The organism is Roseobacter sp. SK209-2-6 (assembly GCF_000169455.1).
In the GTDB taxonomy this organism is placed as follows: Bacteria; Pseudomonadota; Alphaproteobacteria; order Rhodobacterales; family Rhodobacteraceae; genus Pseudophaeobacter.
In genome coordinates, this window is record NZ_AAYC01000003.1 from 273,860 (window position 1) to 288,440 (window position 14,581).

Genomic DNA, 14,581 nt, shown 5'->3' on the forward strand with positions numbered 1-14,581 from the left:
AAGGTGCCTGGTTACTCGGCAATCGCCAGCTCCGGGTTCGCCAGATAGGTTTCTGCCGGATGGATGCGGTAGCCCTCAACCTTGCCATTGCCGACCGAAACCTGTGTCTTGTGGAACAACGGGATCACCGGAAGGTCACGGTTGATAATGGCTTGAACCTCGGCATAGACCGGTTTGCGCTCTTCGCTTGAAAACAGGCTACGGCCCTTTTCAAGCAGTACGTCCAGCTCAGGGTTGGAGTAGCCGGAAACATTATAGCTGCCATCCGTCGCCACCAACGTGCTGGGGAAGTAATCCGGATCGCCCTGCGGGGCGGTGCCCCAGGCCTGTAGGTGCAGGTCGATTTCGCCAGCTTTAAGTGCCTCGTTGTTTGCGCCAAATTCACCCATTGCGATTTCCGCACCCAGACCAATCTGCTGGAGCATGATCTGCGAGATTTCCAATGTCGGTCGCAACGCAGCCCGGCCTTCGTAGCTGCGGATCTTAAGCACGATGTCTTCGCCGTTCAGCTCCCGGATGCCATTGCCGTCACTGTCGGTGATTCCCGCCTCATCCAGCATGGCCTGCGCTTTGGTCGGGTCATAGGACAGGCTGATATCGCCGTTTACCCAGGATTTCATGCTGGTTGGAAAGATGCCATTGGCCGACTGCCCACCGACTCCTGCCAGGGTCGCCGCAACAATGGTGTCACGGTCTAGGCCCAGCGAAACGGCATTCAGAACCGTCTGGTTGGACAGCGGACCGCCATTCACCCGTGGCTGCAAGAAGAACAGCCGCGCGGTTGCTTCAGAGAACAGCTGGCCTTTGCCTTCTTCAAGCAGCTTGGCGAAATCCGGTTCCGGGTAGTTGGTGACCAGATCAACATCACCCGCCTGCAGTGCCAGTGCCGCTACCGAAGGGTCACTGATCGCGTCGATCACTAAGCGGTCCAGTTTCGGCGCGCCGCCCCAGTAGTCGGCAAACCCAGTGGCCACATAGGTTTTGTCCGTTTCCGCCATTTCAAAAACAAACGGACCAGTGCCCACCAGCGGCATCGCATCGGTGCCGTCTTTCATGACAGCCGCCGACGGCTCGGTCAGCGACCACAGGAAAGCTGAATTCGGCGCATTGGTGCGGAAAACCAGAGTTTTATCATCAACCAGCTCGATGGATTCGATGTTTAGCAGCTTGACCAGGCGCGGGTTATTCCCAGGGTGACCCTCTTCGCTCAGCTTTTCAAACGACTCTTTGACAGCCTGGGCGGTGACCGCAGAGCCATCATGGAATTTTACACCCTCGCGCAGGGTGATTTTCCATTCCCGTTCAGACAGGTTTTCAAAACCGGTGGCAAGGCGCGGCTGAAGGGTCATGTCATAGCCGATACCAATCAGCGTTTCCGACACGCCTGCCCGGTTGCTGAGCCAGCCATTCTGGCGGGCACGGGGATCAGGAATGCTGCTCTTGGGGCCAAATGGCGCGGCAATCACCATTTCCAATTTGGTTTCTGCGTCTGCAGGGCTCAAAAGCGCCGCTGCGGCGAGGCCGGTTGCGGCGAGGGTTTTGGTCCAGAAAGCGCGTGAGTAATTCGGCATGTCCTTGGTCCTTAGGTTTCTGACAAGGGAAATTTGGGGGAGGTGTACAGGTTATGTAATAATATAACAAGCACTGATTCAGCAGACAGCTGCGTCAGCTCAGGTGTTACGCAGGCAGCTGCGGAACCTACATGGACAAGATGTTGTCAGGGAGGCCAACCGCACCTGCGGCTACGTCCAAGCGAGCCCAGACAGTGGGAGCAAGTTTCCGAGATACGCAGGATGCGCGCCATAAGGCCTCCTTCCAGGACGCCCCGTCCCGGCTTGGTTGAATTCACGATGGCAGGTCTCCTGACTTGCGGGTCTTGGCTGCGCCATCCTTCCCAGCCTTACGGCCAGTGGGTGCTTGGCGTCGCTATCCGCTTACAGTTGCGGGGGCAGTCACGGATTCAGCGCCTGTTGGCTACACCTCACCGTGTTCCCTTTTTCATCCTCTCAGCATTCTGCCCTGAGGAACCATCGAAAACAGGTAGGCGCACGCTGACAGAATTGTCAATTGCCCCGAACCAAAAGGTAAGGCTTCGAGTTGGGCCAAAAGCAGCAAAATTCAAGAGCGTCAGTTTCAATGGACATGGCCATTGCAGCTAATGGTTCAGCTAAATTGCCTCAGTAACCTGTGTTGTAATGAACCAGCCTGTTAGGCAGTGCCTCAATTAAGTTGGCCTCCCTGCGCGAAGCCGACACTCGTGGCACCCTAAGCTGTAGTTGGGGTGGAATTCAGCTCCGGTTGGCGACCTGTGGATTCGGGTGACAGATCTCTCTGCAACATGCTTGAACAGCTGGTTTTTACGCCGCCCAGCGGCGTCCAAAATGGTACAGCCGCGGCGATTTTGCTGCTGCGAGCACGCGCAGCGAAGAAATCCAAGGTGCAAATTGGGCTCGAAGCAGACAGAGGAGAATTTCATTTCTTGCGCCGCCTTCTGCTCTGCCCACAGAAACATGCCTTTGGTATATAGGTTCCCTTGGCGGTGGCTTTGTCCTATAGCGCAGCCTTCCCCGCCTCTATGTGAGACCAGGCCATGAAACGCTCCGAACTCCTGATGCCCGCCGGCAATCTGCGCAAGCTAAAGCTCGCAATCCTCTATGGTGCGGATGCTGTCTATCTGGGCACCCCGGATATGTCCCTTCGCACCAAATCGGAGTTCTCGCTGGAAGAGGTCATCGAGGGGGTCGAGTTCTGCCATCAGCACGGGCGGCGCGCCTATCTGACGCTGAACCTGTTTTCCCATAACAAGGACGTCGGCAAGCTAGATGAATATATCGAGACGGTGCGCAAGGTGCGTCCCGATGGCTTGATCATCGCGGATCCCGGCGTATTCCAATACGTCAAGGACCGCGCGCCCGAGCTGCCGCTACACATCTCGACCCAGAGCAATATATGCTCCTGGCTCTCGGTGAAATTCTGGCAGGACCAGGGCGCCGATCTCTGCGTGCTGGCGCGCGAAGTCTCCTTTGCCGAACTGGCAGAAATCCGCGAGAAATGCCCGGATATCAAGCTGGAAGCCTTTGTGCATGGTGCGATGTGCATGACCTATTCCGGGCGCTGCCTCCTGTCGAACTTCATGGCTGAGCGCGGCGCCAACCAGGGCAATTGCGCCAATTCCTGCCGCTGGAACTATGGCGTCCGCATGCGCCTCAAGGACGGCACCGTGCAGGAGCTGAACATCACCGAAGACAATGCGGATATGTTTGAGTTCCTGTTGGAAGAGGGCTGCCGCCCCGGTGAGCTGATGCCGATCGAGGAAGACGGGCGCGGGTCCTATATCCTCAACTCCAAAGACCTCTGCATTATGCCCAAGCTCGATGATTACCTGCGCATCGGCGTCGACAGCCTCAAGGTCGAGGGCCGGGGCAAATCGGAATACTACTGCGCCATCGTCGCCCGCACCTACCGCATGGCCATCGATGACTATTATGCCGACCCGGAAAACTGGGATCCCAAACCCTATATGCGTGAGCTGGAAGCTGTGGGGAACCGCGGCTACACTCTGGCCTTCCACGAAGGGCGCCTGACCAATTATTCCCATAACTACGAGCACACAGCCTCACTGGCGCAGTGGGAATATGCTGGTGTGGTGCGCGAGGTCACAGAAGATGCCTTCCACGTCGAAGTGAAGAACAAGCTGGTGGCCGGCGAGGTGCTGGAGTTTGTCTCACCCATTTCGCGCGAGACAGTACTGTTGCGGGTCTATGACTTTGAAAATGCGGCAAACGGCAAACGCACAGATGTGGTCCAGGGCAGCACCAAGACAGTGATCCGCCTGCCCTTTACCCTGTTTGACCATGAGAACTTGGATGACCTGAAAGCCCGTTTCCCGCAGTATTCGGTGATGCGCAAGGAACGCGCCTTGACCGAAGAACAGTGGAACCGGGTGCGCTTTGACAAGCTCACCCAGGGTCTGGAGATCAGCGGCAAGGAAAACCCCAAGGCCTATGAAAAACGCCGTGACGCCCTGGTTGAAAGCATCGCCGAGGACGGCAATGAACGACGTTTCAAGACCAACCGGGTCGGCGTTGATGGCTGCTGCGGCAAGGGCTGCAACGGCTGTCTGATCTTCTGGCAGGACGACCAATATGCCCGTGCCCGCGAGGTGCTCTTGAAACGCAAACAGGGTGAGCAGCTGAGCCGTGCAGAAGCAAGCAGCCTGAAACTGGCCATGCCGCAGCTCTAGGGGATGGCACCCGTCTTGTGGGGAAGCCATGCCTGCCAGGGAAGCGGCCGTGCGGGCTTGGCACGGGGCGGAGCCTGCTCAGCGCCTCTTTAGAAGCCTCTGCGACCCGTGCACCAGAAAGGCCGGGAACGGTCGGACCGGGCTCAGCGCCCGATCACATCCCCTTCGGCCTCGTGCACATCCACGCCCAAGGCTTCCAACCCGGCTTCGATATTATCGGCCAGATGCGGGGTGCCGATCAGGTAGTCGGCGGTCGGGGTGGTGGCTTCGCGTTTTGCAGTTTCGATGGCTTCGCCCAGCTCTTCCGCCTCAAAGCTGCCGCGCCCGATCCACATGATGGCGGTCAGTTCCGCCTGTTCATCCATCCCCAGGCGGTCAATAAAGGCTCTGAGCTCTCCCTCAGCCCGGTCGAGTTCACGCGCCATAACGGCCACCTGCGCCACCTTGCGGTTAGAGATCTCCAGCATTGCAACACTCCTTCTGTTCGCCGCTTGTCTTCATGTGACAGGAGAACAGCTCTGCGGTCTTTGATCTGAGGCAATGCACCAGATCCTTGAAAGTCCTAGCCTGTGCCCTTCAACTGAACCGCGCTATCAACCTGTTCCCGTCCAAAGAGGGCAAGCGGCTCTTTGCGCCCGCGCAGGGGCATCGCCGGCAGTTGAGACCAGCCCTCGCGCGCGGGCTCTGTTCCCGCCGCTTCCAGCACCGCAGCAGATGTTACCACTGCAACCCCGGCGCTTTTGGTCAGCTCTTCCAACCGCGCGGCGATGTTTACTGTATCGCCAAAGACGGAATATTCCAAACGTGCCTCATCTCCGACTACCCCAGAAAAAACGTCCCCCATGTGCAGGCCAATGCCTGCTCTCACAGGATTGCGCCCCATGGCCTGACGTTCTGCCCCCCAGTCCCGCAGCTCCTGCAGCAGGGCATCGACACAGCTCAAAGAACGCTGAGCCGCATCACCGCCCCGGAAGAGGATCATGGCCGCATCACCAATGAACTTATCAATCATGCCTCCCGAGACCCCCGCTGCTTTTGAAACGCGATGGCGGAACTCACTGATATAGGCGCCGACTTCTTCAGGTGCCCGCCCCTCGGACCATTCGGTAAAGCCACGAACATCTGTGAACATCACCACCATTTCCTCCTGGCGCCCCTGACGTAATTCTTCCAACGCGCCACCAGCAAGCTGATCAGCCATCTGTGCTGGCAGATAGCGGGTGAGGTTGGCCCGGGCCTGGGCATCCACCAGGGAATCGTGCAGCAGCCTTCGGGTCCGATAGGCCGCAATGACCAAGACTGCACCGCCCAGAGCGATCATCACAACCCGCACGATATTAGGAGGGGTAGAGACCAGTTCTTCGGCGCGGCGAGCAATATCAGGCGTGATGCTCACCGGGTCCCATAGTGTCAGATAGGCCAAGCCACCTGCTATCAGGAACACACAATAGGCCTGCAGATAGGGGTTGAAGCGTAACAGGGTAAATCCCAGCACAACCGGAACCAGCCAGATCGGCGGCAGCATGAATGTCATTTCACCGGGAAAGCCGCCATTGGCAAGGCTGGCCCAGCTGTTGACCAGCATAAAGAGGCAGTCCAGTGTCACCGCTGGCCAGACCATCCAGCTGCGAAACTTCCCAGTTGTCGACAGCCAATAGCCAAAACACCCCAGGACCAGATAGGAGAGAATCGCCAGGAAGGCGATGATCCACTGCCGCCGCAGGTAAAGATCCGGCACCTCTTCGCCGCCTCCCTTTACCGCCAGCACAAAGGCCGTCAGCAATATCAGGGCAGCCCCGACCCGCAGCGCGGCGACAAGGCGTTCAATCTCGACCTCTGCTTTACGCAGAAGCGCCTGGTCCGGCGTGCGTGCCTTAGTCATTCTCTCTGCTCCAGCGGTACGATATTTGTCGGTTCAGAGGCCGGTTCGATTTCCTCGAAATCAAAACTGTCTAACCTCTTGGCGCGGCGCCCGGCTTTTTCCGCACTGATCCGGATCTCGGCGATATCCTTAGCCGCCTGGCCGAAATGCCGGTCCAGATTTCCAACCCGGTCGCCCAGACGCTCTACATCCCGGTGCAGCAGTGAAAGCTCGCTGCGGATAGCGCCCGCCTGTTCGCGCATGCGCGCGTCTTTCAGAATCGCCCGCATAGTGTTCAGCGTCGCCATGCAGGTTGTTGGCGAAACGATCCAGACCCGGGCGGCAAAGCCCTCACGCACCACGGCGTTGAAGTTGGCGTGCAGCTCTGCGTAGACCGCCTCAGACGGTAGAAACATCAGCGCCCCTTCCGCCGTTTCGCCCTCCAGAATGTATTTTTCCGAAATGGCCCGGATATGCGCCCTTACCGCTGTTTTCATCTGCCGCATGGCATAGGCCATCTCATCTCGGCTTTCGGCCCGGCGCAGCGCTTCATAGGGCTCCAACGGGAACTTGCTGTCGATCACGATCGGCCCAGGCGGGTCCGGCAGATGTACTAGGCAGTCAGCTCGCTTGCCATTGCTGAGGGTCGCCTGCATCGTAAAGCTGCCCGCTGGCAGCGCCTTTGACACGATGTCATGCAACTGGATCTCACCAAAGGCGCCACGGGTCTGCTTGTTTGACAGAATATCCTGCAGCGACAGCACATCGCCTGAAAGCTTGGTGATATTGTCCTGTGCCTTGTCGATCACCGCCAGCCGTTCCTGCAGCTGCGTCAGCGAGGTCACGGTATGCTTGGTATTGCCGTGCAGGCTCTCCTTCATACGTTCCTGCAGCTCAGCCATGGCCTGGTTCTGTTTCAGCGCATTCTCCGCCAGCCTATCGCTCATCTGCTGCTGAACCGTGCCCAGACGGGTTTCGACCACCTGCATCAGCTGCAACTGCGCCTGCGCCTGCGTATCAGAGACATGCTGCAATCCGCCCTGCAGCTGCTGCACCGATTGCCCCAGCTGCGCCATCTGGCGGCTCATCGGCAGCAAGGCCTGCGCCGCCCGGTTGGACGCTCTGAGCGAGAGAAACAACACTAGGAGCAGAACCAGCGCGCCGCTGCCCGCGATCAGGATCAGCATCCAGATCTCATCCATTGCCGCTATGGCTTCGCCCATGCCTTCCATCAGCTGCGCCCAAAGAGCCGTTCGATATCTGCGAGTTTCAGCTCCACATAGGTCGGCCGGCCATGGTTGCACTGGCCGGAGTGCGGCGTCGCCTCCATCTCCCGCAACAGCGCGTTCATTTCCTCACCGCGCATCCGGCGGCCCGAGCGGATCGAGCCATGGCAGGCGACCCGGCTGAGGATCGCCTCAAGCCGGGCCTGCACCAGCTGGCTTTCGCCCAGATCATCCAGCTCATCCAGAATGTCCCTCACCATGGCCCCTGCGTTCACCTCTCCCAGGAGTGCAGGGGTTTCACGCACGGCAACAGCATTTCCGCCGAAAGCTTCCAGGGTGAGGCCGAATTTTTTCAGATCCTCCGCATGGGAAAGGAGGCGGGCGCAGTCACTTTCGCCCAGCTCGACGATTTCGGGGATCAGCAGCGCCTGGGCGGCGACCCCGTTTTCCGCCATCTGCGCCTTCAGCCTTTCATAGACCAGGCGTTCGTGAGCTGCATGCTGGTCGACGATGACCATGCCATCGCGGGTCTGGGCGATGATGTAGTTTTCATGCACCTGGCCGCGCGCCGCACCCAAAGGCAGTTCTTCAGCACCGGGCGAGGAGGTCGTGGGCGCATCCGGCATCTGACCCGGTGCTTCTGCGGTCTCCTCCAGCACCCTGCCGCTATAGGCCGTGGCGAGCTCCGCAAAGCCCTGCGATGGCGGCGCATCAGCACTCTGCGCCAGCGGCTGGCCGGGGGATTGCGCCGCATAGGAAGCATTGCGTGCGCCAAAAGAGGGCCGGTCCATCTGATAGACCCGTGGCGCGCCGCTCGCGGTGGGAGCTTCGGGACGCATGGCGCCAAGGGTGGCCCCCGCAACTGTGGTCGAGGCCCGGTGCCCCGCCTCTGCCAGGGCATGGCGCAGGGCCGAAACTATGAGGCCGCGTGCCACTCCAGGATCACGGAAACGCACCTCGGATTTGGCCGGGTGTACGTTCACATCGACCAGGGTCGGGTCGCAATCGATAAATAGCGCCGCCGCCGGGTGCCTGTCGCGGCTGAGGAAATCGAAATAGGCCGCCCGCAGCGCACCGGTTAGCATCTTGTCCTTCACCGGGCGCGAATTCACAAAGAGGAACTGCGCCACTGCCGCACCGCGCGAATAGGTCGGCAGCGCCGCATAGCCAAAGAGCCGCACGCCCTCGCGCTCCGCATCGATCTTCAGCGCGTTTTCCGCAAACTCCCGCCCCAGCACCGAGGCCAGGCGCCCGTGCAGCGCATCAAAAAGATCCCCGCTCAGGGGATCGGCGCGGAAGGTGACGCGGCCTTCGCCACCGCCGGAGACATCACGCAGGGTAAAGCCAACCGAAGGCTCCGCCATGGCCAGGCGCTTGATCACATCGCCAATCGCCTGGGCCTCTGCCCTATCGGTGCGCATGAACTTGAGGCGCGCGGGCGTCGCATAAAAGAGATCGCGCAGCTCCACCACCGTGCCCGCGCGCAGAGCGGCGGGTTTGACCGGATCCATCCTGCCGCCAGAAACTTTGATCTGGGCCGCATCATGGCCCGCCGCGCGACTGGTGATGGTCAGCCGCCCCACGGCGCCGAGGCTGGGCAGTGCCTCACCGCGGAAACCGAAGGTATGGATATTCAACAGATCCGAACCGTCGATTTTGGAGGTGGCATGGCGCGAGAGGGCCAGAGGAAGGTCCTCAGCACTCATGCCGCAGCCATCATCGGTGACCCGGATCAGGGTCTTGCCGCCATCAGCAATCTCTACCGTGATACGATGTGCACCTGCATCAATGGCGTTTTCCACCAGTTCCTTGACCGCAGAAGCCGGGCGTTCCACCACCTCGCCAGCGGCGATACGGTTGATGGCGCTGTCATCCAGCTGACGGATCTGAGGACGGCTGCTGCCGCCGGTATGGGAGGCTGGATTGGGGTCGCTATGGGGGGCTTTATAGGTGTCAGAGCTGCTCATGCCCCCAAATCTAGCAGGTCACCTTGATTCTGCCATGGCAAATCGAACAAGAGGGGAACAAAGCTCCAGATGGCCCGCAGGATGTAATGTACAGAAAAACGCCGCCCCGAAGCAGGGGCGGCGGGTCTTTTCCTCTTTAGAGAGCCCTCAGACTCCGGCGGGGGCTCCGGCGCGGCTGCGGCAGGGGCCAAAAACAGCCGCCAGGGCCAGGATCAGGCCGGATATAGTCGCGATCATCCCGGCCGCACTCACCGCATCCTGCTGGCCCAGCCAAAGCGGCCCGTAGCCCGCCAGCACATAGCCCACAACCGCTGCGATCACCGCAAAACCAACGCTCCAGCCGATCTGCGCCTCCAGACGGTTGGTCATCATCCGCGCTGCCGCCGGCGGGCAGATGAACATCGCAATCACGATGATCGAGCCCACCGCATCAAAGGCAGCCACCGCCGCCACCGCTGCGGTGATCACCAGGCCAAGCCCCAGCGCATTGGTGCGGATCCCCATGGTGCGTGCAAAGCCCTCATCAAAGGTCGAGATCTTCAGCGCCCGCCAGAAGACCGCGATAAAGAGGCAGACCCCAACCAGGGTCAGCGCCATGCGCGGCAGCTCCACCGGCAGGTTGCTGAGCGCTTCTGCGTCCAGGAGCGAGGACCAGCCGATGGCATCCAGCCAGATCAGGCTTTCCAGATTACCATAGAGCGCATGTTCTACATCGAGATGCACGGTGGAGGTATCGGTTTGCTCCAACAGCAGCACGCCGCCGGCAAACATGGTGGTGAAGACCACCCCCATGGCGGCGCCGGGCTCGATGCGGCCCAGGCGGCGGATGGCCTCGATGAGCACCACCGCCACCACGGCAGCTCCGGCCGCGCCCAGCATCATCGGCCCCGCCGAAATCGCTCCCGAAATCAGGAAGGCAACAACGATGCCCGGCAGCACCACATGGCTGATGGCATCGCCAATCAAGGCCTGTCGGCGCAGGAGCAGGAAATTCCCCGGCAGGGCACAGGCCACCGCCGCAAAGACACCAATCAGCAGGGGCGTCAGGGAAAGGGGGACAAATTCTTCGCCGCTCATGCCGGCACCTCCTGAGGTCCGCCAATGCGGCGGTCGATCTCTGCTATCTGATCCTGGGTCAGCACCGTTTCGATGTCACGCAGCCCATCGTAAAGCGCTGCTGTGGCCTCATGCGCCATATCGCTGCGCACCACCTCCCAGCGGCGCTCATCCCGCAATGCCTTGGCGGCGCGGGCGCGGCCCCTTTCAGTTGCCACCCCGTCGGCGCGCACGAGGCCCGCCCGCCGCAGCAGCCGCAGGGTCAGGGCCTCATAGATGGCCTGCCCCTGGGCCAGAGCCAAAAGGCCCTGGCGCAGGTGCACCCGGCGCTGGAAACGCATGTGGCGCAAAAAAGCCGCCAGCACGCCGCGGTTCGGAGCAAAGAACAGAGAGAGCGCAAAAAAGACAAAGCTCATCAGCACTATGATCGGCCCGGTGGGCAAGTTGGGGGCGGAGGCCGAGACCGCAGCACCGCTATAGGCGGCAAGCCCGCCAAAGAGACCGGCCAAGAGCACCACGTGCTCGGATCGTTCTGTCCAGAAGCGGGCGGTGACCGGCGGGATGATCAGCAGTGCGACGATCAGAATGAGGCCAACGATCTTGAGGCCCACAACTGTGACCGCCATGACCAGACCCATCATCAGCATATCGATCTTGCTGACCGGCAGCCCGCGGGCCGCTGAGTATTCGGGGTCAAAAGCCACCAAGGTCATTGGGCGGCGGGTCAGCAGCACCAGGAACAGGGTCGCCGCGCCGCCAAGGGCAATCACCAGCGCATCGCTGTAGAGCATGCCTGCAGTGGAGCCGAGGAGGAAGCCCTCCAGCCCGGCCTGACGGCCAATGCCCAGGGTTTGAATGACCGTCAGCAGCACCACACCGAAACCGAAGAAGACCGAGAGCACCGCGCCGATTGCGGCGTCTTCCGCCAGGCGGGTATTGCGTGTCAGCCAGTTCATGCACCAAAGCCCAGCGCCCGCTGAAACCGCAGAGCCCAGGAGGAGCCCGGCCAGATTGCGCCCGTCGCCGCCCAGTGCCGCCATCAGCAAGAAAGCAATGCAGACGCCCGGCAGGGTCGCATGGCTCACCGCATCGGAAACCAGCGCGCGTTTGCGCAGGAACAGAAAGGTGCCGGTAATGCCGGCGGCCGTGCCCAGAAGGGCAGCGCCAATGGCGACCAGGGTGGCGTTATACCCCAGCTGGAGAAGGAGCGCGTCCAACAGCATTGTCTCGCGTCCTTTCTCAGGCTTTATGTGCCAGCTGCGACACCTGGGTGGTGGCCAGACGCCCGCCATAGGCCGCTTGCAGCGTCGCCTCGGTAAAGGCCTCGGCCACCGGGCCTTCGGCCACGCGGCGGGTATTGATCAGGAAGACATTGTCGAAATACTCGGCCACCGTCGCCAGATCGTGATGCACCACGACCACGGTCTTGCCCGCTGCGCGCAGCGATTTCAGCACCGAGATGATCGCCTTTTCCGTTGCTGCATCAACGCCCGCAAAGGGCTCGTCCAGAAGGTAGAGGTCCGCCCCCTGCGCCAGGGCCCGGGCCAGAAAGACCCGCTGCTGCTGGCCGCCAGAGAGCTGGCCGATCTGACGCTCTGCAAAATCGGCCATGCCAACACGTTCGAGGCACTCCTGCGCGCGGGCCTTGTGTTCGCCCCTGATGCGGGAAAGCAGGCCCAGCTCGCGGTAGAGGCCCATCAGCACCACATCAATGACGCGGGTGGGGAAATCCCAATCGACGCTGGCGCGCTGCGGCACATAGGCGATGCGGGCGCGCTGCTCCTCAAGGGGCCGGCCAAAGACCTGCACCCGGCCAGAAACTGGCGGCACGATGCCAAGGGCGGCTTTGAGCATGGTGGACTTGCCAGCCCCGTTGGGGCCGATGATTGCGGTCATCTGACCGGGCTGCACGGTCATGTCGACCGAAAAGACCGCGGGTTTTTCCCCGTAGGTGACCGTCAGACCGCGGATCGAAAGCGGGCTTTTGGAGAGATCCTGCTCCCGCTCTTGTCCGTCCGGGCGCTGGCCTTCGATGCTGGCAAGTTCCACTGTCATGATCTTAGAGCCCCGCCGAGAGTTTGCCGTCCATGCCGCGCTCGGGCACTTCCGCGCCCAGGGCACCGCCGATGGTGGTGAAGTTGTGGTCCAGCATGCCCACGTAGGTGCCCTCATAGGTGCCGTCCGCCCCCATGGCATCGGAGAACAGCTCACCGCCGATGGTGACCTCATGGCCCTGGGCCGCAGCTCCTTCGATCAGGGCGCGAACAGAACGGTCAGAGACCGAGCTTTCTACGAAGACGGCGGTGATGCCGCGCTCGACCAGCAGGTCCACCAGGGTGCCGATACGGTTAAGGCCAGCCTCGGATTGGGTGGAGATGCCCTGGATGCCCAGAACGTCAAAATTATAGTCACGGCCAAAGTAGCCGAATGCATCATGAGCAGAGACCAAGGCGCGGTTGCTTTCGGGCACGCGGGCCAGCATTTCCGAACCATAGGCGATCAGACGGTCGAGGTCTTTCAGATGCGCCGCAGCATTGGCGGCGAATTCATCTGCGGCCTCAGGACGCGCCTCTGTCAGGGCTTTTTGCACCTCGCCCACCACCAGTTTCCACAGCGCAGGCGTCATCCAGACATGCGGGTCGAATTTGTCGGCATAATCATCATGCCCGCGCAACACATCCTTGGGCAGGCCCTCGGCCACTGCCACCACGGTGCGCTTACGCTCCAGATCATGGAAGAACTCTTCCATCTGCGCCTCAAGATAGAGGCCATGCCACAGCACCAGGTCGGCGCGGGTCATCGCCACGATGTCGGAGCGGGTCTGGCGGTAGGCATGCGGGTCCACGCCCGGCCCCATCAGGGCCTTCACATCAACCTCATCGCCACCCACCTGGCGCGCGGCATCTGCAATCATGCCAGTGGTCGCCACCACTTTGAGAGGGGCCTCGGCCCAGGCCTGGCTTGCCGCCAGAACAGCAGCAGCCGCCGCCAGAAAGAGATTCTTGAACCGCATGGGATGCAGCCTCCGTAAATTCAAACCTGCTGTCTATATGAGAATGATTCTCAATACTGTCAATGAAAATGCGAATTATTCGCAACAAAGAGCATATTATTTGTCCAAAAGGTCAAATTTCCCCCGAATTTGGCCCGGGATTTCTTGCCAAGATGCCGCACCCGTGCGACTTTCGCGCAGAACTCTGTTGAGGACCCCGGAATGGAAAGCCAAACCATGGAACACCGCGCCACCGAGGCGCATGGCGATGAGCCGCGCAACCCAGGCATGCCGCTGGACCTGGACTGGGTCGCCGCCGTGCAGGCCAATACTTCAGCGATCGAGCGTCGCTGCGGCACGCTGCCCGGACGGCGCAGCGTCAAAAAGGACAACCAGGCAGCCTGGCTGCTGAAGGCCATCACCTGCATGGACCTGACCACCCTGTCAGGCGATGACACCGAGCCCCGCGTCCGCCGCCTCTGCGCCAAGGCACGCCAGCCAGTGCGACCAGAGATGCTGAAAGCACTCGGCATGGAGGGCATCACCACCGGTGCGGTCTGCGTCTATCACGATATGATCCCAGCCGCTGTCGAAGCCCTGAAAGGCACCAATATTCCAGTCGCTGCGGTTTCCACCGGCTTCCCGGCGGGACTGTCGCCCTTCCACCTGCGAGTGGCGGAGATCGAAGAGAGCGTCAGAGCCGGCGCCACCGAGATCGACATCGTGATCTCGCGCCGCCATGTACTCTCTGGCAATTGGCAGGCGCTCTATGACGAGATGCGGGCCTTTCGTCAGGCCTGCGGCGAAGCCCATGTAAAAGCCATTCTCGCCACCGGCGAGCTGGGCTCTTTGCGCAATGTGGCGCGTGCCTCGCTGGTCTGCATGATGGCGGGCGCCGATTTCATCAAGACCTCCACCGGCAAGGAGAGCGTCAACGCCACCCTGCCCGTCTCTCTGGTGATGATCCGCGCCATCCGCGACTATTATGAGCGCACTGGTTTCCGCGTCGGCTACAAGCCAGCGGGCGGTATTTCCAAGGCCAAGGATTCGCTGGTTTATCTGGCTCTGATCAAAGAAGAGTTGGGGGACCGCTGGCTGCAGCCGGATCTGTTCCGCTTTGGTGCCTCCTCGCTCTTGGGCGATATCGAGCGCCAGCTGGAGCACCACATCACCGGCGCCTATTCCGCCGGTCACCGTCACGCCATGGGCTAACCCGCGCCTCGAGATCTCCTGCCT

Annotated in this window: 11 protein-coding genes and 1 riboswitch; of the genes, 2 read left to right on the forward strand and 9 right to left on the reverse strand. The window is 61.0% G+C overall.

Going from position 1 to position 14,581, the window contains the following annotated elements; genetic code table 11:
* Window positions 1-11: 11 nt before the first annotated feature.
* Window positions 12-1,571 (reverse strand): ABC transporter substrate-binding protein, encoded by a 1,560-nt coding sequence (locus RSK20926_RS07105; RefSeq protein ID WP_008205415.1) that lies wholly within the window; start codon window positions 1,569-1,571, stop codon window positions 12-14.
* 264 nt (window positions 1,572-1,835) lie between these two features.
* Window positions 1,836-2,047, reverse strand: a riboswitch (cobalamin riboswitch).
* A 543-nt stretch (window positions 2,048-2,590) separates the two neighbouring features.
* Between RSK20926_RS07105 and RSK20926_RS07115 the strand changes: the two genes are divergently transcribed.
* A complete protein-coding gene (locus RSK20926_RS07115) occupies window positions 2,591-4,243 on the forward strand; it encodes a U32 family peptidase C-terminal domain-containing protein (protein ID WP_008205417.1) in 1,653 nt (550 codons plus the stop codon).
* 143 nt (window positions 4,244-4,386) lie between these two features.
* Here RSK20926_RS07115 and RSK20926_RS07120 read toward each other — a convergent pair whose 3' ends face one another.
* The 8 genes from RSK20926_RS07120 to RSK20926_RS07155 all read right to left on the reverse strand — a co-directional run bounded on the left by RSK20926_RS07120 (window position 4,387) and on the right by RSK20926_RS07155 (window position 13,366).
* A complete protein-coding gene (locus RSK20926_RS07120; RefSeq protein ID WP_008205418.1) occupies window positions 4,387-4,710 on the reverse strand; it encodes a DUF3775 domain-containing protein in 324 nt (107 codons plus the stop codon).
* Window positions 4,711-4,805: 95 nt separating this feature from the next.
* On the reverse strand, window positions 4,806-6,125 hold the full coding sequence (locus tag RSK20926_RS07125; protein WP_008205419.1) for an adenylate/guanylate cyclase domain-containing protein: 1,320 nt from the start codon (window positions 6,123-6,125) through the stop codon (window positions 4,806-4,808).
* On the reverse strand, window positions 6,122-7,336 hold the full coding sequence (locus tag RSK20926_RS07130) for a DNA recombination protein RmuC (RefSeq protein ID WP_008205421.1): 1,215 nt from the start codon (window positions 7,334-7,336) through the stop codon (window positions 6,122-6,124). The genes RSK20926_RS07125 and RSK20926_RS07130 overlap by 4 nt, the downstream gene beginning before the upstream one ends.
* Entirely contained in the window at window positions 7,336-9,297 is a 1,962-nt protein-coding gene (gene mutL / locus RSK20926_RS07135; protein WP_008205422.1) for a DNA mismatch repair endonuclease MutL, read from the reverse strand. Before mutL ends, RSK20926_RS07130 begins: the two co-directional genes overlap by 1 nt.
* A gap of 147 nt (window positions 9,298-9,444) precedes the next feature.
* Window positions 9,445-10,374 carry a metal ABC transporter permease gene (locus RSK20926_RS07140; protein WP_008205423.1) on the reverse strand — a complete coding sequence of 310 codons (930 nt, stop codon included), beginning with the start codon at window positions 10,372-10,374 and terminating at the stop codon, window positions 9,445-9,447.
* Window positions 10,371-11,576 carry a metal ABC transporter permease gene (locus RSK20926_RS07145; RefSeq protein WP_008205424.1) on the reverse strand — a complete coding sequence of 402 codons (1,206 nt, stop codon included), beginning with the start codon at window positions 11,574-11,576 and terminating at the stop codon, window positions 10,371-10,373. The genes RSK20926_RS07140 and RSK20926_RS07145 overlap by 4 nt, the downstream gene beginning before the upstream one ends.
* Before the next feature lie 16 nt (window positions 11,577-11,592).
* On the reverse strand, window positions 11,593-12,408 hold the full coding sequence (locus tag RSK20926_RS07150; protein WP_008205425.1) for a metal ABC transporter ATP-binding protein: 816 nt from the start codon (window positions 12,406-12,408) through the stop codon (window positions 11,593-11,595).
* Window positions 12,409-12,412: 4 nt separating this feature from the next.
* Window positions 12,413-13,366, reverse strand: coding sequence for a metal ABC transporter solute-binding protein, Zn/Mn family (locus RSK20926_RS07155; RefSeq protein WP_008205427.1), 954 nt, complete (start codon window positions 13,364-13,366; stop codon window positions 12,413-12,415).
* A gap of 201 nt (window positions 13,367-13,567) precedes the next feature.
* Between RSK20926_RS07155 and deoC the strand changes: the two genes are divergently transcribed.
* Entirely contained in the window at window positions 13,568-14,557 is a 990-nt protein-coding gene (gene deoC, locus RSK20926_RS07160; RefSeq protein ID WP_008205428.1) for a deoxyribose-phosphate aldolase, read from the forward strand.
* Window positions 14,558-14,581 lie beyond the last annotated feature (24 nt).